The following is a 23,813-nucleotide window of genomic DNA, read 5'->3' on the forward strand; positions in this document are numbered from 1 at the left end:
GTCCGTACTTTCACTTACGCAACATCTGAAAGATTGTCTTTTCTCTATTAAGCTATGTTATTGGGTTTACACTCTGTAAACTCGCAATTCTCTATTCTATGACCTCCCGACTTATCAATTGCACCGCCACTATACTCCGAGATGCATCGAACAAATCTACACTCTTTAATTTCTCCTCTAGAACCATACATGATAATACCGGCACCACTTTTTTGTCTACAATTAATAAATAGGCACTTCGCGATTACTCCCGCACATGAATAAATTGCTCCATCTTGACAGTAAGTGAAAATCGTATTTGTTATCTTTGGTTCCATGGCATCATATATGGCACGTCCATTCTTGATATTACGAAAAATTGCATGTATCACTATCATTCTACTCCCTGTAGCACGGAATCCAGCATTCGTTGCTCTCCCATCAATCTCAGAGTGGTCAATGACACAGCCCCTAGATCGGCTAATATCAAACATATCACGTTGTTTTAATCCATCTGCAAGTATTCTCGATCCCTTGATCTCTATGATACCTCTACTTTGAACTTGTTGTCTTAAGTAAACCACAACATGATTAAAACTAAGAATTCCTAGTTCACTCACCCGAATTGGTACATCAATAATCGATGCAATAGAAATACGGTAATCCTTATCAATTACTTTTTCATCATGCCCGTGAAGATACTGTATGATTTCTTCTCCTTGAGGATAGCATTCTATATACTGACAGTCCATAACATTTGACTTCACTTCGTTATTATAGAAGATGGCACCGCCATGTTCTAGAGCGTAGCAATGCTTAAAAGAACAGCATGTTATCATAATATCTGCTTCCGCGTAGATAGCCCCACCATCCTTAGCCTCGCACTTTTTGAAGGTAGAATGCGTTACGCTCCCATGTCCTTGTTGAATCTGTATTGCCGCTCCATTCTCAACCGTATAGCATTTGTGAAAACTACAGTTATTAATTTCTATTTGATTACCCCAGAACTTTATTGCACTATTCTTAGTTGTGTGATATATTTTAGAATCCACAATTGTAAGGTTTCCATTCTTTTGATTAATTGCACTTCCAATATATCGACAATCCATAATGGAATTTGTTATCTGCACTTCTGAGTAACTTTTTATTTCTAGTAATGCATTACCTCTATCAGATTTATTAATGATGGTTGTATCTCTTATTATCAAAGTCCCACCATCTACTATTATTGACCCATGAAGATTGATCACTGCATGATCTAATACCAGCGTACCATCCTTAGGAACAATAAGTTTATCTTTTATTATACATGCATCAACAATTCTAGTTTCTTTACCAGGTAAGACCGATTTATTTTCAATTTCCGTTATATACTCCATATCTGGCATATAATATTTCAACTCTGTCATAGTTAATGGTAAATCAATTTTTCTCATTGAAGAAAACAATCGAATGCATTGTTCCATATTATTCTCATAAGCAGCTTGGACAAATTGCCAAAGTAACTGAAGTATATCCTTTGGTACCTGAAACAGAACACGGTAACGCTCTATCGATTCTATTTCTTCCTTTGAAAGTGGCTCTTTACGTAAACTTATATGAATCAAATCCATAAGGAAAAGATATTTCTTTAACGCATCATTCATATGCCACAACAAGCTATCCGTTAATCTGGAACCGTCGGTTGCTATACGAATGGTTTTGGCAATCTGCTTAGGTTCAAGTCCTAACCCCTTCAACATTAATCGTTCTAATTCATAGTTGTTAAGCGTACTGTTTGACTTATTAAGTCCAGCATGAGCGAATATTCCTGCACAATATATGGTCTTTTGATCTAGGTCTTCTATGAATAACGGGTGCTTTGGTGATAGGAAGGACTTTTTCTTACGATTGAATTTGGTTAATAAGTCTGTCTGAATCATGGTCGTTCCTCCTCACATGCATTGAATACAATACTATCTTCTGGTAGACAATGGTCATATTCACAACGGTAGATTTTCTGTCCATATTTTTCATATTCAAAATAAATCGCACCACCAAGGTATCTACCAACACAATTGGTAAATCTAGAATTCGTAATCCTTGAATCCGATAAGGAATCCGAATAGATTGCACCACCGTGTTCTTCCTCACAATGATAGAAATCACAGTCATCAACCACTAGCCGTCCTGTTTCTTTTACCCTAACGCCACCAGCTAAACAGTCTGCAAGCGTTGTTCCATTCATAATAAGTGAATCACCTGTAAAACGAATCGCTGGTGCCAAATCTGTATTCAATATGGAAACATTATTAATCGTTAGGCAACCTCTCTTTTGCCAGATTCCACCGCACTTAAAATTACAATTTAATTCTACTGTACTTATATCTACCTTAGCCGTATTAGTAATATGAATCATCGTATCACTGGTGCAATCTTCCACAGTTAATTTAACAGTATCTATTACAATTCTTCCTCCATCTACCATTATGCTACCATTAATTCTAACTTCACAGTTTTTAATTATTAATACTGCACCATTCGTTACAGCAACCTGACCATGAATCCTAGATGGCTTATCTATTATGAAGATCTCCCCTGTATTCAATATCAGATTATCGTATATATCCTCAATAAGGATATCTTCACATATATATTTCAATAAATTATAGCTAATAGTATAGCCGTCCTTAATAAATCGGTGATATAGACGTATTGCCTCGTTCGTATCTTTCTTACGAGCTGCTTCATTGTACTGTAAGAAAAATTCCTTTTCATCACCCGTGAATTTGAAGATAGCGAAGTAATTCTGACAAACCTTTTTCCCATAATCTTCCGACCAGAGCGAGAAATTACTAAGCTTTAATAAATCCGCCGTGAATGTGTACTGCTTCTCTTTTGTGTCAAGCACGGCAAACACATCATTGATTTTATAGTCAAAATTATTATTCATATCTTCAACTAACTTACCTGCATAAGAGGAGGGAAGTTTTATGTTAGTAAGAATCTTTTGATACTCCCCTAACAACTCTCTCATACTTTTAACCGTGCCATATGCCAAAACACCAATTCCAAAACAATAACTGTACTTGAACGTATTATCTTTATATGCAAAAGGGTGAATAACTTCATCCCTATCTATTTCTCCATCTTTCTTTTTAAAATATTCAAAAATATCCATACTCATCGCATCCTTGCTTTAATATTCAAGAACACCTTGGCATTCTTGGCGATGGCCTGCTATCTTCTATGCTGACCCATCTAAGATATACATCGGCTTAATTAACCTAATTATTTAGTAATTAGACAACAATGACTGAATCCTGTTCAATACAGAATTCAGTCATTGTCTTTTTATTACTTAAACTTCGCACATAAAACTTTATTTAGAGTAGGTAGTTGCGAAGTTTGAGATATTATTTAAGCGTTATATTTTTTAATACAAACTTCACTGCATCATCAATGGAATCATCTTCATTTAAGGCACTTATATTAACTGTAATGGCAATATAATAATCTCCTAATGGCATTACTGCATACCCATAAGAAGACGTATAGCCTTCAAATTCGTAAGTAATTGTTTTGTAATTATATCCATTATAAGATTGTAGATCTGATAATTCTGCATCGTAATTTTCTATATAATACTCGAATTCATCATTAAAGATATCTTCTGCACTATCACCCATAAAAACAAAAAAACTAGCATAATAATTTCCATCATTCATATCGGCAAATGCATATGAGTCACTGTTTTCTATCGTAGCTGTTTTATCGCTACATATTAGTTGAATCTCATTATTATCATAATCTTTAAGTGTAATACTTTCATTATTCGTACTATTATCATCTGTATCTAAATCATTATCAAAAGGGTCATCATAATCTTCATTAAAGATATCGTCGATATCATTATCATCATAGTAAAGGTCTGGAGATGACGTTGAAACATACAAATCTATGATTGATTCTATCCAATCTAGGAAATTTCCATTTTCGTTCACTTGTATATCCGTTATGAATTCATCAATGTCTTGTGTGGTCATATCAAAGACATTTGTACAATCCGTATCATCAGGAATTGCTATAGTACCGTCAGAATTCACATTCACTTCCGCTGACATATCAAAAGTTAAAATATCACCAATTATAAACTCGATCTTATCCAAGTTAATTGAATATGATTTTCCTTTTTTAACATTGGATAAACTTCCCTCACTCTTAAGAGTTACAATTGCCTCATCTTCAGCATCACGGATGTCTCCATTAATAGATATATTATCCCCATCAAGCTTAGAAGAAAATGATGCTGTTCCCAATGTTTCTCCATTTTCTTTTATTGAGATAGTTAAGTCTGATGCAGTTTCAGTAATATTATTTTCAATTGACATAGTAACTGTATTTGGGGAGTGGTTTATTTCTACCGTTCCTAATATTTTATGTTTACTAAATTCAAAATCTATGTCAAGTATACCTGTTTCCCCTTCTACTTGCATTTCATGGGAACTTAGTAAGGCAACCATTTTGTCTTTATGCACGTAAACGGTAAACACTATGTCATTTTGAAGTATTTCATCAAATGTATCAAAATCACTAGTCCCACCATATTCAACAATATCATTAAACAACGTCCTAATATCTTCACTTAAAATAGTTGCTTGATATTCTGTACATTTTAATGTCTTACCATTGATTTCTTTCTTAACTTTTCCTTTATCTTTCACAACCATGTTTTTATATATAGCACGATAGTCTTTTTCTATCTTTTTTAGATCAACCTCACTATTTGATTCTTTATTAAAAATATCAATATCAGAATCATCTTTCATTTTTTCAAGTCCAAAATATTCTCTAAAATCTGATTCATTAAATTTCTTAGAAAAATTCTTTATATCAAATGTTAAAGTCTCATCAAAGAATTCTGGAATTGATACTCCAAACATATCTTTTGTTGCGAAATATTTCGTATCAATTGCAGAGTCTGATAATTTCAGATAAAAGCTCCCGCTTTGTCTTTGTTCTTTTGCATTTACTGTATTCTCAAACGATAATTCTGAACCACTTAGATAAGTATTAATAATATTCAAAATATCTGAATCAAAATCACCTGATATCTCATTTAATGTTAATTTAAAGCCCGAATATAAATTTTTATTCTTCGAATTTTCTTTAATTCCTTCAAAATTGATTTTCTTATCAAAAATACCTACATAACTATCATAAGTTTTATTCATTGCCTTAATCATTTTGGCTTTGGGATCGCAAAATAATTTGAACATAAAAACAGAAATAATAGCTATCATTGCAATTGCCAGGGCAGAAATTACAGCAATGACTGTTTTATTCTTCTTTTTGTTTTTATTTCCATTCTGGCCTGCTCCCCCAGTATTCTTAGCATAAAAATCATTAGGTTGTTGATTGTTATAAAGTTGTTGATCGTTATAAGGTTGCTGATTATTATAAGGCTGTTGATTATTATAAGGTTGCTGATTGTTATAAAACTGTTGATTGTTATAAGGCTGTTGATTGTTAATCGGTTGCTGATTATTATAAGGCTGTTGATTGTTATAAGGCTGCTGATTATTATAAGGCTGCTGATCGTTATAAGGCTGTTGATTGTTAATCGCTTGCTGATTGTTAATCGGCTGTTGATTGTTAATCGGTTGCTGATTGTTATACTCTAATGACTGGTTGAATTCTCTATTATTTGTGTTTATATTAGGTATAAGCTCAGGAACTTGGTTGTTATTATTTTGAATATTTTGATTTATCTCTTCTGACGAATATAAATCACCGTTAGGTTTTGGTATATCATTTGATATACTTCCTCCTTCTTCCGGATTTGTGTTACTTGTTTCATTCGGATCTAAATTCATACTATTCTTCCCCCTATAATATAATTTAAAATTGACTTACCATTTAAGTAATAAAAAGATACTCGAATAAAACAATATGTTTTACCTAGAAATGGTATTCCAAAATTTTTGTCGTATTAAAGTATTTTACATCATTTTATCAATTTTGTATATATATTCCTTAGTTGTTCATGCAATTGGTTAATTGAGGGAGACTAAATATAAACTCAGTTTATCTATTATTAATTATTCTTGAATTAACATTTTACAAGACACTCTCTTAATCTTTCTTGATAATAACCAGGAATAAACGAATGTACAAGAGCAAATCCACAAACAAGGAATCAATATATTCTGTACAGTATACTTTGTATTAAAATGTGTAATTCCTATATTATAAAGCATATTATTCATTAAAACGTCATTGGTTAAGACATTTAGTATCGTTCCAAGAACAGTTCCAATTAGAACAACCGTAACAAATCGAAAGCTAAATTGGAATCGCAAACTTCCTGTGGTAAATCCGACTGATTTGTAAATTCCCAAATCTACTTTCTCTCGTAAGAATGCTTTCCTGCATATCATTCCAATTACAATTGCGATAAAGAATAAGCTTATTAGATAGATTACCATTGTAACTCCCATGATAACCATACGAATGGTTTCATTTGTAGAATCATTTTCTTTCTGATTATTGGAAACTCGTATTTCGTTTTCATATTCTCTTAAATTCGTCTCTAATGTAGTTACAATGCTTTCCACTTTTGAGTCATCAGTTACACAAAAACTCACATCCATAATATTGAACTCTGGATTCATTTTATGGACACCTTCTAACAATATTGTAAAGTTTCGTCCTAAATCGTTCATGTTCTTACAGATTCCAACGATCAAAAATTCCTCTTGTACACCACTATTATCAATGATTACCGTATCACCAATATCCTTACCTAATTCATCTTTCATAACTTCGGTAATTGCTATTTCATTATTATATTCCGGATTTTTTCCTTCTAGAGCAGGCTGCAACACACCATCGGTATGGTCAATCACTCTGCCAAGAAATTGTGTTCCATCTACCATAAAATATGCATTATTCGTTGAGTACTCCTTCGTAATACTAGTTTCCTCTTCTATTGTTGTTCGTATATTCGCCAGCAATGGTCGCAACTCATCTGATGTAATTCGCACTGTTATATGTGATTCTATCGTACCAACCATAGAGTACAGATTTTCTTCTTTGGTTAATTGATTCATAGAAGTCGCCATAATTGTAAATGTTGTCAATAGAATAATGATAAACAATGTGCTTATATATTCCTTGGTATTAGAAACTAGAGCTTTAATGACTAGTTTCATACTAAGTGGTAAATGTTTCATCTTATCCACATAAAAATCCATTTTCCCTTTAAAATAAACAGGTTCATGGCCAAGAGAAAATGCCTGTACTGGCGATATCTTTGCAATTTTTTTTGTCTTAATAAATGTAAAAAGTGCTATGAATAAAAACAAAGCAATTACTGCTAACAGGCTTAAGCCTAATTCAAGTTTACCCTTCCAAATCAATCCTGTTAACGAAACAAACTCTTTTCCCAGTAGATTCGTCGCAAAAACACTTCCAAGCAATCCAAGCAGAGTTCCTACAATACCCGCTACTAAATATTGAAGAACTAGACTCAAACGAATTAAACCATTCGTAAAACCTTGTGATTTCAAGATTCCAAAACTAAGGTACTCCATCTCAATACTACTGCTGACATTATGACTAATTACAATTAACACTACGATTAATAGTAAAAATGCAAAGCAAGATATGATTGCACTAAGAATATTATCCATCATTAAGGTAAAGCTCTTAGCTTCAGATTTTGTCATAGAAGTAACACAGCCATTCTGTACTCCTGTTTGTTTATTAATCTTATCAAGTGTCTTACTTTCCTTGTAGTTAGCTTGATTCTTGATTTCGTCCTTAATAAATACGTGAATAGTCTCCATATTAACGCAAATTTCTTCCGTATTTTCTCTTAGGCGATTAAGATCTTCTTGATTAATTAGTACATTTTTATAACCAATCATCTCCGCTCCAATAAACGGCTCCTCGAAAAACCTCGTTATTGTAACACTCTCTTCTCCATAACCAGTATCAACACTAATTGTATCACCTATTTTGCAACCTAATTTCTTCTCCATAGCCTTAGGGAGATAGATTTCTCCTTGTCTTGGGACCAAATTGCTTCCTTTATCATCAAAGAATTGATACATCTGTCTATCTGGTTCATAGGCAAAGAAAAACACCATACTCCGATATTCTCTTAGTTTCGTTGAAACTCTTCTACTACTAATACACGGTATTTGTATAACTTTCTCAACTTCATTCATAGAAGTAATCTCCTTTATCATGTCATTATCAACTTCATCTGAATTATATATATATACAATATCCCCTGTATTTGTCATCGATATAGCATTATCATATTGACTATCTAAACATACAGTCACACTAATAATCGTGGCTAGCATACATGTAATGATAGCTACTAAGATAGCGATTCCTATAAAGCTTTCTTTCTTTGATTTAATATTTGCTTTAATTAACTTCAAAATCGCCATTTTACCACCCCCTACTTGTTAGGAATGATACAATCATAGTCTCTTTGGACTTTTTGTTTTCTTCACTATAGGGAGGCATCTCCATCTCACCAACAATTTTACCATCTTCTAGATACAATAACCTAGTTGCTCGTATAGCTGCCTTCACATCATGGGTAACCATTAAGATACTTTGACCTTGTTGATTAAAACTTGATAATAAATCAAGTACATCATTCCCCGCAGCTTTGTTAAGTGCCCCCGTTGGTTCATCTGCAAAAAGTAACGAAGGATTACTAATAAGAGCTCTTGCTATACAAGCTCTTTGTTGCTGACCCCCAGATGTCTGAGAAGGTAATCTTCGTTTGAATTCTTCTACTCCAACCTGTTCTAATAATTCGTCCGTCTTTTCATTCACTTCCTTATTCGTAAACTCTTTCACTAAATAACCTGGCACTGCAACATTCTCAAAAAGTGATAGGTTCGATACAAGGTGAATCTGTTGAAATACGAATCCAAAATCTTTTCTTCTTAGATAGGACAATCCTTTTTCTTTCTTCTTTGTTATGTCTTCATTCTTATACCACACTTCACCTGAAGTCACTTTATCCATACCACTTAATGTATAGAGAAGAGTTGACTTACCAGAACCTGAACTTCCCATAATAACAGTAAAATCTCCTACATAGATATCTAAATCAATATGATTTAGTACATGATTTTGCATACCATTGTTCGCGTAACTCTTACATAAATCTTTGGCTTGAATAATCGCTTCTTTCATCTCTTTTCATCTCTCACTCTCATATATACTATTCTAAAGAATTCTTTAACTCATAATCTTCCATCACCTTTGGAAGGTTTTTCTCAGACATTAACTCTTTAGGGAAGTCATTTACTACTAACGAATTCACCCATGATACCCCTTCCTCCTCATTCTTTGGTTTATCTGATAGGGGTATTAGTCGAACACTATAAGTATCAATTGGTATATTGTGATTTTCTAGAACCTTTTCAATCGCTTTTGCAACTTCTGCAATCTTTGCATACGAAACTTCTTCTGTAAATACAACTATATACGTTTCTAGCGGAAGAGGCGGACTAGAGATATCTAACTTCATATCCCTACGAAGCTTTAATAAATCTTGATTACTTTTACTAGTCTCAATAAATTGAATAAATACCTTATCAAATACATAATCAAGTTCACCACGAATTAATTGGTTAGCTTTTTCATCAATCTCCATGTTTAACCGATTCCATGTATTGAAGTTATTAGTAACCCTATGCTCATAATCGTCATAATCAATATTTCCCAAACCATCTATATAGATTGTAAAACTGGTATCTTCACTTGTTTTTGATTGTACATTTACTCCATACGTCTTAAACTTAAAATTATAATATACCTCTTTTATCTCTAGATCCAAATCACTATACTTGGCTTCTATATAATCTCCCGCTGCTCTTTTGGCTAAGAATTTGGATATCGGATTACCTGTGATACTATTTATTGCCGATACAATAAACAGCAAAATTAAACCAACACTTATAATTATGAAACACTTCCTTAAACTCATCTTAACGCCATTCCTCCTTCAATCATTTTTACATAATCTATCCTAACAAAGAAGTTATTAAGAAGTCTTTAAGAAAGAAACAGAATATATAATTAATAATACTTGCAATCTGGTAGTTAAATTTAAAAAAGTTACATAACGTTCACATAAACTTCATTTTCCTTCCATAATTACTACACATTTGAATGGTATTCTAAATACATCAAATAAAACAACTACCTTTTAATATAGATAAAATTTTCATAACCCTCCCCCCTAATAAGGCTGTCGTAAATCGTACGACAGCCTTATTAATGTTATTGAACGGGAAAAGTTAACTTCACTCCTAAACCCTCTCTTTTGTTTTCTAATTGAATGGTTCCATTCATCTCCTCAACAAGGTACTTAACAATATAGAGTCCTAAGCCTGCCCCTTGTTTATCAAATGCATTCTGCCCACGATAAAATTTTTCAAAGATGAACGGCATGTCCCCATCCGGAATTCCTGGTCCTTGATCTTGTATGTATATTTGTAGACTGTGGTTTTGTTCTAAGCTTACTAATACCTCAACTGTCCCGTCACCAGCATATTTGCACGCGTTAGTAATAAGATTCTCTAATATTTGTTCGAAACGACGTCGATCCACTTCAATCATCACATTTGGTACTTTTGAACACAATCGTATTCTAGAATTATCCCCTGCAATTGCTGTAAGCATCTCAGGAAGTTCTTCATCAATTTTGCAAGAATTCATCTGAATCTCTAATCTTTGCAAATCTGATATAGAATGAAGGAATAAATCATTGGTTAACTTTGTTACCTCATCACATTTGCGCATAATTGTTGAATAATAACGTTCCCTTCGGTCTTGATTCGTATCCATATTCGCTTGCAATGCTTCTGTATAGGCGCGTATTGAGGCTATCGGGGTCTTAATATCATGAGAAATTGTAGCAATAACCGTCTTATTATTCTCGATTGCTAACTCCTGAGCCTTCCTTGATGCCTTTACTTCGCACCGCATACTATCGAATGCCCAAGTAAATGCCCCAAAAAGATTTTTACGTTCATATTGCACTGGAGTATCAAAATCACCTCTAGAAACAGATGTCGCGAAATCTGTTAGTCGATCAAATGGCTTAATTACCACATGATAGATGTAACCAAACAAAAGTAATACATTACTAATGAAAATAATATATATTAAAGCCCCTAGATAGAACAATTGCTTTTTATGTTGTTCCAATCCACTCTCTGATTTTTGTCCACGCATACTATCTTGCAAATCACGAATAGTTTCTTGTATTATGATATAATCGGTTTCCGTAATCTCCTTGTTTTCTCCCATTATCGACTTTTCAAGTAATTTCTCTACTTCATTAAGTTTAACAATCCATTCCCTCTGTGACGATACTTCCTTAATTGTGAGTACTTTATAAAGGCATATCCCCGTTATACACGTAATAATTGCAATGCATATCACGATAATCTGAATTAACCTCTTTTTCATTCTCCCACCTCAAATCGATAACCAACACCCCATACGGTCTGTATAAATACCGGTTTTGAAGGATTCTCTTCTAGTTTTTCACGCAACCATCTTATATGTACTGCTACCGTACTAACCTCCACCATATTGAATATCCCCCACACATCTGCAAGTATTGTCTCTTTCTTTAATATAATATTCTTATGGTCGATTAGATATCTTAATAAATCATACTCCTTTAATGCTAAGGGCACTACAATTCCACCACGTGTTACTGTCCTAGTTGCTTCATCTACGATCACTTCTCCGAATGTTATCTTCTTTGCTCCCGTATCAAAACCATAGGTACGACGCATTGTCGCATTGATCCTTGATAATAGCTCTTGCAAAGAATACGGCTTTGGTAAGTAATCATCGCCTCCAATATCAAGACCTTTAATTCGATCTGTTTCACTTGTTCTTGCACTTATGAATATAATTGGGACTGTAGAATGTACCCTAAGTTCCTTACAGAATTCAAATCCTACTCCATCTGGAAGGTTGATATCGAGTATAATCAATTTAACTTGGTTCTGATCTAAAACAACATAGGATTCTTCTATTGAACAGGTATGTATCACCTGATAACCATGGTCTTCTAATAAATCGCAAGTAATCATGGCTAAGTCACAATCATCATCGACGATTAATATATCAATATTCTTCATAATAACAAACATACTCCTCTCTTTCGTCTGGATACTGTGTGTTGCACATATATTCAGTTTTAATAAACGGTAAGAGGCCTAAAGTACCCCCTTATTAATATTTTTATATTCAGTATATCAGATTATAATAATATTGGATATATCTGTTAACCACATTGTAAAAAGTAGATCGATTGAAAAACACATGTTACAAATTACTCTGCCTTTCTAACTCTTGCACCTCCTAATGCGATTCTATTGTAATACCCTAGTGTAGAATTCCCATATGGATATCCCTGAAACAATACTAACATACTAATATCATCAACCGTTCGATACCATTCTTCCATATCAATATTCGGTAACGAGAAATGATACTTAATTCCATAATGCTTTGCAATGTTATTGTGATTCTCTATATATGTATTCATTGTTTCCGTTAAGCAATTGATTATTACCAACCGTCTCTCCTTATCAAAGTCTTCCCGCGTACTAGGGAGTATTTCTGGAAACAATGGGATTAAGTCCCCATAATACCCTTCTATGTTCTCCTTAGTCTGTAGGTTAATTACTCTTATGAAATCTGTAAGTGTATATTGAATCAGATAGGAATCTGTACGGCATTCAAAGGGTATTCGTTCACTTATATCCATACTTGTGTTCCATTCTCCTACATTCCAATATTTTGATTGCTCCTCCTCATGCCCCTCCACAACGTTATCTTTTTCACCATTATCTTCTCCAGCAGACTCTTCTCCTACTTCAACTTTTTGATATCCCATATACAGACCGTCTTGAACAATATATGCGATAACCGGAACATAGTTTAACAGAGATTTACCACCTTGCGACTCTGCATTAAGTCCTAGATTCCAAGCTAAGTAACGTAGGAAAGAATCGGTTATAGAAGCAAAATCAATTGAGGTTGACGCTAAGGAATCTTGATCGACAATCTGCATAAGAGCATCTTCTACAGCATTATCAATAGCATTATTATATTGACTCTGGAGTTTCGTTATAGCCACAACGGTATCAATCTTTTGATTAAGAATTAAGAAAACAGATACCATAATAAGTACAAATATAATACTAAGATTAATATGCTTCATCTCGTATAAGTCCTCCATACACCGTAACATAATTCCCATCTGTGTAATCTACGCCTACTAGTAGTTCCTGCATTTGTTTTCCTAGTGTTTTGTTCTTAAGCTTAACTTTAATGGTAAGATAGTCATCTTGATTCATCTTATAGATATAACCATTCTTCTCATTATAGAGTTCTTCTAGAATATCTGGTGTGTAATAACACATATATCGTCTATATGTATCTTCTTCCTCTCCCATATAACCGGATATAGCCTCGTAATCGTTACCAACTTCTTCTCCATCCTCCTTATAAAACAAAGCATGATAGTGAGTCAATTCTACCTCATACAGATTATTCCCTAATTCAATTCTTTGCATATATTCTTCATACATCTGCTTTGTTATATAACCAAGGTTTCTAACAGAATCTATGAAATAACTTGTCTCTGTAGTTACATACTGCTGCATAAGTATATCTTGTTTCTGGGCTACGTATTGAATCGGGCACACAAACAGCAGTACAACAGCGATTAATATAGCTACCATCTTTCCAAATGCATTCATTCAATACTCCTCATCGATATGGATAGATTGCATGTTGTTCATAAATATATCTCGATATTACATCTTTTTCCTGGTTAACCGCATGTGTCGCGTAAACCAGAAGAGATACAGCGATACAAAAGCATGCAACTGCTGCCATACTAACTAATAACTCCTTTGCATTATCCATCTTAATTAACCTGTGAAAATATGATTCCAATAATCGTATAGTTCACATCTCGTATAATACTCCCTAGAAATTGCCCATTGGGATTGATATACGCGTTACTTTGAGAATTCTGAGCCGACTTAACAGATGCACTGCTTGTACCAATGATTTCAGTCTGCTTGTCATCAAGAACATTATCATAATATGTAGAACATTTTTTAGTATTTACTTGAATGGCAATATCCCCATTCTTAAACTTATTAATTACGTTGATTACTTCACTTCCTGATACGCTCAAACCATCATACATAACCTTATCGCTTTCGTTAAATTCTGCATTTAACTTTGAGATTTGACCTGCACCACTTGCTGCTGTATCTCTTGCTTCTCTAGATATATAGAAGCCTAGTGATATTACGATACAAGTAATTATTGTACCTGCTGCTAAGATTAATCCTTTTAAACTATTATCCATGTTACGCCTCCTTGTTACTATGTTGTTTAATTGTTTGCAAAATTCTTCGCAATTTCACTAAGTCAATCCCTGTAACTGACTGACATAAGTCATAAACTGTGATATACTTTCCAGAATAAATGGTACTATTAGATATCCACCAATTAACAAAACCATAGGGAAAAATGCAATAAATTTTCCAATAGTGCCTTGGTTATCCGTTCGTATCTCATTATCCTGCTTCCTTTTTTCTATGTTATAAGAATAATCACCTGGTACTTCTTCAAAAGCATGGTATATTCCTATTCGATCACTAACTTCCAGATTCTTAACAAGGTGCCTGAAGGATTCGTTATCACAGGATTGATACATGGTATCTAACGCCTTCTCATTGTCCTGCAAAAAACAATCGATACACTCAAGTATAGTTGGAAGGAATATCTTACTTCCATAAGCTAACCACTCTAATAAAGTTTCTACCGTCATTCTTCTTATAGGTGTCAACATGATAAGCACCGCTTGTAGGCGCATTAATTCATCTTCTACATCTCGATTATCACAGGCTAATTTAATAATTAATTGAATGTTTGGAACATAATACGAGAAAATCGTAATTAGAATAATACATAAGATAATTAGAAAATAATTCGTATCTCTTGCTGCCACAGCGATTTCTTGCTGTGTATATAGCAATGACGATGTAATATTTGATACACTATTTTCTCGAATAATCATTGATATCATAACAATACTAGTGATTATACAAGAAGAAACAGCTAAACATATCTTCACAAATAAAAATTGATAAACCGTATAACTGGAGGAAATACTTACAAGATTACGATATACTTTCTTCCACTTGTCTTCTCTTTTGTGAATATGCTCTATTAAGAATTGCTTTACTATCTGTATATTGCAAAGCTTATCTAGATAAATATGCGGTCTTTTCACCAACTCTTTGGGTTCTATTAGATATTGAATCAACCGAAAAATTATTATAGTAACTATACATAGTATAGATTTGACAAGTAATCCATATCCTCCATCATAATACCTTATTAATTCTGGAAGATTGCCTATACTCCACCTTCGTATACAGTCTATAAAGAGTATCGGGAATACCGTAACGAACAATAAACCACTGAATACATGATTCAAACACTTTCGACGTAATACTTCATTATGTATCTCCTCTTTAAGATGATTCATATTGCTTAGAAAAGCTGATCTCCCCATTGTATAAGAGTCCCCATACGTAATACAGGTTTTACATAATATATAGAATGTCAGTATATAGGGGAATGCTATTCCTTCTTTGTATTCTTGTAACTCCTCACTATCTTCTAGATCCAAAGCCATGAATAAACTTTGCATGTGGCTTGCTATCTCTTCTTGCGATTCCCAGATGGATTCTTGCAAAGCTTCTTCAACCATTCCCGTATTCTGATATATATTCCTCACATTAACTAAGAACTGTTCAAACTGTAATAACAAACTCATATACTTCTTTCTAGTATAATGAAAACGATAATAAAGACTCACTAAATAGACTCCCATTATAATCATCAATAGGCTTTCAAAAGATAGCTCCCAAGCAAAAAAAGCGATACATAAGAACGTAATACATAAAGACAGTTCGGTATATAGATACCTTCTGGTCAAACAAGTGATTCGTTCTTCTTCACCTGGTATGAGCCATTCTTGAATTACTCTTCTTGTTTGTAAGAATCTTAACATCATAGGTAAACATTCCCCCAATCCTGCTGATTCTTAATGAATTCCTCTTCTTCAGAGGTGGTAAGATGTTTCATAATATGATCCGTTATCTCTTCACTTATGGGATTCTTGAGTACATATTTTCCATTCTCATAAACAACGATATCTTGAACTATGAACTGCGCCTCTACCACTCCCTCATCTTTCGAAGGACGATAACAAGTTTGTATAACACTCTGTCTTACAGGGATAATCTGTGAGATTCTTTCTACGTATCTATGGCCATCCGCATGCTTGCACATATGTACATCAAACTGAATGGCATCCACTACTTGCTTGGTTGCCGCAACTTCATTATGAAACCCGCCCTCAGTAAGTAACGCATTTCTCATGGAATAAACCAAGTCCTTTGTGGTCTTTGCATGATGTGTAAACAACGTGAATAAAGATGCAACCTGTGACATTGAAATCATCCAACTAGCGACACTTGCAGTAGCCACTTCTCCAAGGATATTAACACTGCCATCCGTTTTCTTTGCAAAGTCTAGCCCCTCAATACCGCTGACATAATCCGTTTCTTTAAAGGAAACGATGTTCCTACGCGGGTATATCTTTCTTAGATGTAATTCAAAGGATAATTCCTGCACTCTCAGATTATACGTAGGACGAATGAAACGAATCAATGACATCAATAATGTTGTTTTACCAGAACCTTGTTCTCCTGTTATCGCAATGACCTGACAACCTCTAATCAGCCATTTCATTAATTGAATCGGGATCATACAATTGTTACCAGTAATCAAGCTATGAATATCTCTTTGTAACTCTTGGTGGAACTTACGAATGAACAGAACCCAACCTTCACAAAACGGCGGTCTAGCAACTGCGACACGAGACCCGTCCATCATCTCATTCACTATGTACCCACGTACCTCTGATAATTGACCTGGATTATTATATCGATAGATATTCTTGCATACACGTATCAGCTCTTTCTCACTCTCAAATCCTAAGAACGATAGATGTATGGATTTTCCCTTATAGAACAACCAGATACTTTCATAGGAGGCAGGTAATACACGCACTTCCCCAAACCTTTCCACTTCCATACCATTCGTAATTCCTGATACCCCTGCTGACACTCCGTCTATGGTCATATCACGTATCTCATCAATTACACCATTACCTCGATACCATGAATACAACCTCTGGCTAAGAATCTGCAGTTTATCGTAATAATCTAACGACACATGATTGCGACGATAGATCGCATGTATTTGTTCCTCTGAGATTTCATAATAGACTTCTCCATCTTCATTGACTTTAGGTTCTTCTAACTGGTTATCTTCTATCATAGTGATTATTGCTCGATTCTCATGCTTTTGTATATATTGATACAACAAGATATCAAACTTATCTCTAACTGAGAGATTTCCACTTTCAAAGGCTATGAAGTGCTCGAGATCTCCTTCCCTGAAATGAAGTTTGCTTATTAGTATATCTACGATATATTCCTTAATATATAACTTGGCTTGCCAATCACCAAACGTACATGTTTTCAATGCACTTCTCAATTCTCTCCTTCTTTGTAACTGTCTTTGCTGTTCTACCAAACTAGCATGACTATCAAAGATATGCGTACGTAAGATATCCCGAAAGGTATTCTCAACTTCTGTTCGTAAACTATTCATGTTAACAATTTGTTTTATCTCTACTTTCGTATTCTGTCTTTTCCCTATATGTAACAGTCTTCACACCTACCTTTACTAATAGATTGTATTGGTATTACCGCCTCTGTTTTCATAGCAAGCGCAGATACTTGTTCGTTTCTATCTTGTCTGGCTTCCTCAATTGCTTCAGTTAACATCTCTGCTGCATGTCCAACTGCATGTAAGAAGGAATAATTAGAATCTCCCCTAGTGCATTCTACATTGGCTGACATAAAATCAAGTAATCCCCCCTCGGTCATAGCCTCCATACATAGTGTATTATACGGTATGGTTGCAATATCCTCATTAGGAATCTTATACCTTCTACTTATATTTTTAACATTAAACTTGGAGTTTGGTTGATAATTACCAATAAGATATCGAATCTTCGATATAGATATGTCTTTACACGTTACTATTCCATCAGAGGAATTAACATGTTGCATAAGATTTAATATAACAAGATCTGCATGCTCTAGAATAAAATGCGTACTTTCCTTGGTGATATCCTGCAAATCCATAAACACAAGATCATCACTCTCCTTGCATAGTTTTACCAACTTTGGCAATATTCTAGCAATGTCCTTCTCAAAAAGTGAACTTTCCATCTGACGATTAGGAAGATAATATAAGGTACCCGGATACAGTTCTTCGGCTAATTCCTTTACTTCCCATGATAGATCAAGATTTTCTTTTTGCTGCAACCTACAAAACAACTCTTTCGAACCACTAATATGATAGGACTCTACTCTTTTACTAAGAAATGATAGTTTTGTTCTTGGAGTAACATTGTCCCCAATCATATTCCAATTCGTATGGTTTTCCCATAATAAGATCTTTTGCTTCTTTCTAATCGCTAGATAGGTAGCTAAGCAACAAAGATTACTTGTGGTTCCTGCATTCCCCCTAACGTTACTATAGAAAGCAATTAGCATTCCACCACCCCTTTCTTTAATTGTTTTATCGCTTCTTTAATCTCCTTGTCTGTAAATGTCTGTAGCCCTCTTAATATACATGATAAGGTCCCAATCATATCATCTGACATTCTTATGAAATTCTTCACTTCTTCAAGCTCTAGACATTGCTTATAATAAGAATCAAAGCTATCTAGCCAAATCTCACTTACCGTACAAAGCTCCTTGCAATCAGGATAATTACGCATGAAATAATTACTATCTAACCTCTTACTGCAAATATCTCTTACAATTAAGTTGCATTTCCTATTATACCCAAGAATTGCCTGCGCTATCTGCTCCATCACCTTCTTATATAGATTCGTTATTCCAACTATATAATCAAACATAATATAGGTGTCATTATATAAAGCCACCTCACTAACTTCTAGTTCATATAACGCATAGGAATATTCGCCTAATATCTCTTCATGCACTTGAAGCCATTCTTTACTACAGGTTAACCAATCTAGCCCCATATAATAACTCGGTTGATATTCTTTCTCCTCTCCCTCCTGATATGTAACGATCAATACCTCTTGCCCACATATACGCAATAATCTACCTATATAATATACGATATCTCGGCTAGGCACTCCAATAAAAGCTATTGACTTAGCCATTCCTCCTCCTTTTGATATCCAATACGACGATACGTAACTACCTATCTTACAGATATCTGCATATACTTCTTACCTTATTATAGTTTTGTAACAGGATTACATTTTGATAAACTTTGAAATAAATGAATAAAAACGATAAACTAGATAATTTAAGACTTGCTTCAGATAAAAATGATTATATCCCAGATTTTCTCATTTGTAAACCTTTTTTTTACATTTTAAACAGAAAAAGCTGAAATCAGTTTATCTTAACTAATTTCAGCTTCTAAATTTGTTTTTATATTATTTTAATCTTATTTATTTTTGAGCATCATCAGCGATTTGTGCTGCTTCTGAAATCTTTGTATTAGAAGTTGTCATATATTCATCACCTTCTCCAATTGCAGCCTCAAAAGTATTAAAAGTTTCTTGATCTGTAATTGTCTCTTCCGTACAACCTTCGATTGCTTTACGGTAAACGGCAATACCATCGATTGCTGCTTCTGCACCTTCTTTGAAAACTACTTGTGCATCTTTATAGATTTTAGGAGCTTTTAAATCTCTTAATGTAGTGAATTCCGCTTCCATAGTGTCAAGATCTTTAAGAGTTGCGGTTCTCGCATCTTCGTTTGTTACATCGCTAAGAAACGTTTGTAAATCAGTGATTAATGTTGAGTTTGCAGTTGATGCATTGTTAACAGCTGCCATAACGTCATCGTAATATTTTTTTTCTGCTTTTTTGTCAGAGCATCCTGTTAATGCAAATGCCAAACATAACGTTAGAACTGCCATTAGAATTTTGTTGAATTTTTTCATTATTCCTCCCTTAATGTATCATAAGATCCCTTATAACACCCGCCACCTATTATGCTAAAGATATGAATGTGGCTATTCTTATTTTTTATATCTTGCATTCTAATACATAGACTACAAATACAATCCTAGCAGAATAACCTTATAATTTCAACTATTAATTGTAAAATCAGGTCTTTTTTCCCTAGTTCTTACACTAGATTTACTATGACAACTTATTATTACATATTAACCATATGATCAACAATTCCCATAGTAGATTTTCTATGAGATACAAGGATAATGGTCTTATCCTCTTTTTCCTCCTCTAAACTCTTTAGAATAATTCCTTCATTCAAACTATCGATGTTGCTAGTTGGCTCATCTAAGAAAATGATGCTACTCTTATGAAGAAATGCTCTTGCTATTCCAATTCGTTGTCTTTCACCACCTGATAAGGATTCTCCTAACTCACTTACTATTGTATCATAGCCACTTGGAAGTGAAAGAATGAAATCATGAATCGATGCCTTTTTAGCAGCCTCGATTACTTCTTCTCTTGTTGCATCTTCTTTTGCAATCTTAATATTATTCTCAATGGTATCATGGAAAAGATAAGTTTCTTGTGTTACGTAAGCAACATTTTTTCTCAATGATGATGTCTTAATCGTATTCACAACATTCTTACCATACGATATTGTTCCTTTATTTGTTTCATAGAAACGCATCAGTAATTTTAATAAGGTTGACTTACCGCATCCACTCTTACCTAAGATTCCATGAATGTGATTTTCTTTAAATGTTACATTGAAGTTATTTAAAACTACCTTGTTCTCATAACCAAAAGTTGTTCCATCGCAAATAATATCTCCACTGCAATCCTCTTCACCGGTAACATTATCAAGGACAATTGGTTCTTCGTTTAATAAACTAAGAACACGATTTCCGCAAGCTAGGGTATGGTTTAAGTTATTGGATAAGGCAGATAAAGCTGCAGTTGGACCGAATGAACTAATCATTGCAACCGTTGCGATTAATGACATTCCACCTTCAATCTCCCCTTGACCCGCGAGATATCCTGAAACACCAAGCATAGCGATTCCTGCAAACAGGATAATCCAATCTGTTGAAATCTTTTGTATACTTTCTTCTTTCTTTAATTCCTTGGCTATCTTTTCTAAGCTTTCCGTCTTCTTTGCCAAACAACTTTGTCTTTTCTCTTGTTGTCCGTATTGAATAATTTCTTCTAAGCCGTAAAGATTGTCAAGAACAGAGGTATTCAATTCACCAAAGGAATCTCTATATTCTTGTCCCTTTTCTCTACCTCTTCTACTATTTAACACGGGTACTATAAAACCTATTAAGAGATAGAAAACCAAGGCGACTACTCCTAATACTGGGTGTATTATTCCAATAAAGACACACATAAATACTGACGTAATAATTGCTATCGCAATTGGTGATATCGTATGTGCATAGAAAACCTCTAATAATTCAATATCACTTGTTATTATTGATATAAGATTACCCTTATCATTCCCATCTAACTTCGCAGGTGCTAGACGACGCAATGATGCAAACACTTTGTGACGGATACTCGCTAATAGCTTGAATGCAATATAATGATTACATGCTTGTTCAGCATATCGTAAAATTCCCCGTATTACAGCAAATATAATAATGACCGTAAAGATTGTTGTAATCGTAAGCTTATTATAAAGACCAGCCACTGATAACAATCCATATCCACCCAAAATAGTGATAAAAGTAGCTACAAGATTACCTATGCATCCCATTAAGATTGCTAGTAACATAAACCCCATTAGAGGACGAATCATACCAAGCAACTCTAACATTATTTGAAAGCCATTCTTTTTCTTTTGTTGCATTAGTTGGCTACCTCCTCTGTATATTTTTCTAACTCTTTTTGACTTGTATATAATTGATGGTAATACTTTTGTTGTCTCATTAAATCTTCATGCGTTCCTGTCTCAATGATTTTACCATTCTTCATAACAAGAACTTGATCTGCTTTTACGACATTTGCTAATCTATGAGAGATCAGGATTACTGTCTTCGTTTTAGCGAGTGTATGAATAACTTCCATGATCTTATTCTCACTTTCAACATCAATATTGGAAGTTGCTTCATCAAATATATAGACTTCACTGTCATGCAAGATAGCTCTAGCTAAAGCTATTCTTTGCTTCTGCCCACCAGATAAGTTCGCAGCTTTCTCTGTAATCTCCATGGATAACCCACCCTTTTCCATTATGGTCTCAAGAAGATCAACCTGCTCTAATGCATGTAACATCTCATCTTTAGTAGCTTGTTCACTACCCATACGAAGATTATCTTCCACGGTTCCTTTGAATAAATAACTATCATGACGAATTCTTGTAATTTTATTATGTATGAACTCTTCTGATAAATCATTTATATCACAATCTCCCATTAGTACATGTCCTTCATTTGGTCTGTTGTCATTCATTATTAACGATGCTATTGTACTCTTTCCACAACCAGATGTTCCAACTAGTGCAGTATATGAGTTCTTTGGAATCACAAATGAAATATCATTAATAACAGTCTGACCTTCCTCATATCCAAAGGTTACTTTATTAAACTTAATATTTGCTTTAAGATCTTGCCTCTTACCATCTTGTTCATTGAAATCATTCTTATCTACAGGCATATCAAGCAAAGCAAATATCTTATTAGCCGCAGCATTTCCATTCATTGCAATATGGAAGAACGAACCTAGTAAACGTAATGGTAAAAAGAAATCTGCTGCAATTAACATAATAAATAAGCACTGAACAAAGGTAATTTGTCCACTTCTATATTCAAGAATACTTAAGATAATACCTACAGCTGCACCACCATAAGCAATTAAGTCCATGACACTGATGGAGTTTAATTGCATGATTAATACTCGCATAGTAATCTTACGAAACTTCTCCGCTTCTTCATCCATCTTCTTTGCATAACGTTCATCTGCTTGATAAATCTTAAGCGTTGTTAAACCTTGTAGATTCTCTAAGAAAGTGTCACCAAGACCTGTATAGATACCCCAATATTTATTCAACATCTTCTTGGCAAATTTCTGAACAGCAATAATGGAAACAGGTATTAACGGTACACATAGTAGTAATACCAGTGCTACCTTAATACTCATAAAACTTACAATTACGAATAATGTGATTGGCGCTAATAAGCTGTAGAAAAATTGTGGCACATATCTACCAAAATAGATCTCTAGCTGTTCTACCCCTTCTGTACTAATCTGTACGATTTCTGATGTAGCCATGCTCTTACGATATCTTGTACCCAAATCCATTAACTTTTGATTCATCACTTCACGTAATCTACTCTTCACCTTTGTAGAGGCTAAGTACGACATAGTGTCATTCATCTTCGTCATACCTCCCCGAATCAGTATCACCGCAACAAATGTAAGGAATAGTTGTACCATTTGTTTTGTAGTAAATGTATCTTTCACAATTGTATTAATTGTATTAGCAATTACAAACATTAGAGCCACATTGGATAACAAAGAAATCCATTGTGTTAAAACCATTCCCACAACTTGTTTTTGATTATCTTTAAATTCTTGCAATAATCTTTTATGAAACATGTCTTTTAATTCCTT

Annotated in this window: 19 protein-coding genes; all 19 read right to left on the minus strand. The window is 34.0% G+C overall.

Annotation, left to right across the window (positions count from 1 at the left end; translation table 11 throughout):
* Nucleotides 1-47 precede the first annotated feature (47 nt).
* The 19 genes from BUB90_RS01985 to BUB90_RS02065 all read right to left on the minus strand — a co-directional run bounded on the left by BUB90_RS01985 (nucleotide 48) and on the right by BUB90_RS02065 (nucleotide 23,798).
* The gene (locus BUB90_RS01985; RefSeq protein WP_073282193.1) at nucleotides 48-1,901 is read right to left on the minus strand and encodes a right-handed parallel beta-helix repeat-containing protein; all 1,854 of its coding nucleotides are present in this window, start codon (nucleotides 1,899-1,901) and stop codon (nucleotides 48-50) included.
* Nucleotides 1,898-3,139 (minus strand): right-handed parallel beta-helix repeat-containing protein, encoded by a 1,242-nt coding sequence (locus BUB90_RS01990; RefSeq protein WP_073282195.1) that lies wholly within the window; start codon nucleotides 3,137-3,139, stop codon nucleotides 1,898-1,900. The genes BUB90_RS01985 and BUB90_RS01990 overlap by 4 nt, the downstream gene beginning before the upstream one ends.
* Before the next feature lie 235 nt (nucleotides 3,140-3,374).
* Nucleotides 3,375-5,834 carry a hypothetical protein gene (locus tag BUB90_RS01995; protein ID WP_073282197.1) on the minus strand — a complete coding sequence of 820 codons (2,460 nt, stop codon included), beginning with the start codon at nucleotides 5,832-5,834 and terminating at the stop codon, nucleotides 3,375-3,377.
* 225 nt (nucleotides 5,835-6,059) lie between these two features.
* Nucleotides 6,060-8,423, minus strand: coding sequence for an ABC transporter permease (locus tag BUB90_RS02000; protein ID WP_073282200.1), 2,364 nt, complete (start codon nucleotides 8,421-8,423; stop codon nucleotides 6,060-6,062).
* A 1-nt stretch (nucleotide 8,424) separates the two neighbouring features.
* Nucleotides 8,425-9,186 (minus strand): ABC transporter ATP-binding protein, encoded by a 762-nt coding sequence (locus BUB90_RS02005; RefSeq protein ID WP_073282202.1) that lies wholly within the window; start codon nucleotides 9,184-9,186, stop codon nucleotides 8,425-8,427.
* A 28-nt stretch (nucleotides 9,187-9,214) separates the two neighbouring features.
* The gene (locus BUB90_RS02010; RefSeq protein ID WP_073282204.1) at nucleotides 9,215-9,982 is read right to left on the minus strand and encodes a YfjL-like protein; all 768 of its coding nucleotides are present in this window, start codon (nucleotides 9,980-9,982) and stop codon (nucleotides 9,215-9,217) included.
* 296 nt (nucleotides 9,983-10,278) lie between these two features.
* Nucleotides 10,279-11,472, minus strand: coding sequence for a sensor histidine kinase (locus BUB90_RS02015; RefSeq protein ID WP_073282206.1), 1,194 nt, complete (start codon nucleotides 11,470-11,472; stop codon nucleotides 10,279-10,281).
* The gene (locus BUB90_RS02020; protein WP_073282574.1) at nucleotides 11,469-12,158 is read right to left on the minus strand and encodes a response regulator transcription factor; all 690 of its coding nucleotides are present in this window, start codon (nucleotides 12,156-12,158) and stop codon (nucleotides 11,469-11,471) included. The genes BUB90_RS02015 and BUB90_RS02020 overlap by 4 nt, the downstream gene beginning before the upstream one ends.
* A 194-nt stretch (nucleotides 12,159-12,352) precedes the next feature.
* Entirely contained in the window at nucleotides 12,353-13,246 is an 894-nt protein-coding gene (locus BUB90_RS02025) for a hypothetical protein (RefSeq protein ID WP_073282208.1), read from the minus strand.
* Nucleotides 13,233-13,787, minus strand: a complete 555-nt coding sequence (locus tag BUB90_RS02030; protein WP_073282210.1) for a hypothetical protein — start codon at nucleotides 13,785-13,787, stop codon at nucleotides 13,233-13,235. The genes BUB90_RS02025 and BUB90_RS02030 overlap by 14 nt, the downstream gene beginning before the upstream one ends.
* 10 nt (nucleotides 13,788-13,797) lie before the next feature.
* The gene (locus BUB90_RS23375; RefSeq protein WP_170865422.1) at nucleotides 13,798-13,956 is read right to left on the minus strand and encodes a hypothetical protein; all 159 of its coding nucleotides are present in this window, start codon (nucleotides 13,954-13,956) and stop codon (nucleotides 13,798-13,800) included.
* Between the two features lies 1 nt (nucleotide 13,957).
* A complete protein-coding gene (locus BUB90_RS02035) occupies nucleotides 13,958-14,410 on the minus strand; it encodes a hypothetical protein (protein WP_073282212.1) in 453 nt (150 codons plus the stop codon).
* A gap of 57 nt (nucleotides 14,411-14,467) precedes the next feature.
* On the minus strand, nucleotides 14,468-16,129 hold the full coding sequence (locus tag BUB90_RS02040) for a hypothetical protein (RefSeq protein ID WP_073282214.1): 1,662 nt from the start codon (nucleotides 16,127-16,129) through the stop codon (nucleotides 14,468-14,470).
* Nucleotides 16,126-17,796, minus strand: coding sequence for an ATPase, T2SS/T4P/T4SS family (locus tag BUB90_RS02045; protein WP_139241680.1), 1,671 nt, complete (start codon nucleotides 17,794-17,796; stop codon nucleotides 16,126-16,128). The genes BUB90_RS02040 and BUB90_RS02045 overlap by 4 nt, the downstream gene beginning before the upstream one ends.
* A gap of 44 nt (nucleotides 17,797-17,840) precedes the next feature.
* Nucleotides 17,841-18,749, minus strand: coding sequence for a hypothetical protein (locus BUB90_RS23185; protein WP_139241681.1), 909 nt, complete (start codon nucleotides 18,747-18,749; stop codon nucleotides 17,841-17,843).
* Nucleotides 18,743-19,390 carry a hypothetical protein gene (locus BUB90_RS02050; protein ID WP_073282216.1) on the minus strand — a complete coding sequence of 216 codons (648 nt, stop codon included), beginning with the start codon at nucleotides 19,388-19,390 and terminating at the stop codon, nucleotides 18,743-18,745. Before BUB90_RS02050 ends, BUB90_RS23185 begins: the two co-directional genes overlap by 7 nt.
* A 297-nt stretch (nucleotides 19,391-19,687) precedes the next feature.
* Nucleotides 19,688-20,185: a hypothetical protein gene (locus tag BUB90_RS02055; protein WP_073282219.1), complete on the minus strand. Its 498-nt coding sequence runs from the start codon at nucleotides 20,183-20,185 to the stop codon at nucleotides 19,688-19,690.
* A 218-nt stretch (nucleotides 20,186-20,403) separates the two neighbouring features.
* Nucleotides 20,404-22,050 carry an amino acid ABC transporter ATP-binding/permease protein gene (locus BUB90_RS02060; protein ID WP_073282221.1) on the minus strand — a complete coding sequence of 549 codons (1,647 nt, stop codon included), beginning with the start codon at nucleotides 22,048-22,050 and terminating at the stop codon, nucleotides 20,404-20,406.
* A complete protein-coding gene (locus tag BUB90_RS02065; protein ID WP_084139029.1) occupies nucleotides 22,050-23,798 on the minus strand; it encodes an ABC transporter ATP-binding protein/permease in 1,749 nt (582 codons plus the stop codon). The genes BUB90_RS02060 and BUB90_RS02065 overlap by 1 nt, the downstream gene beginning before the upstream one ends.
* Nucleotides 23,799-23,813 lie beyond the last annotated feature (15 nt).

The sequence above is a fragment of the Anaerosporobacter mobilis DSM 15930 genome, from assembly GCF_900142955.1.
Classification (GTDB): domain Bacteria; phylum Bacillota; class Clostridia; order Lachnospirales; family Lachnospiraceae; genus Anaerosporobacter; species Anaerosporobacter mobilis.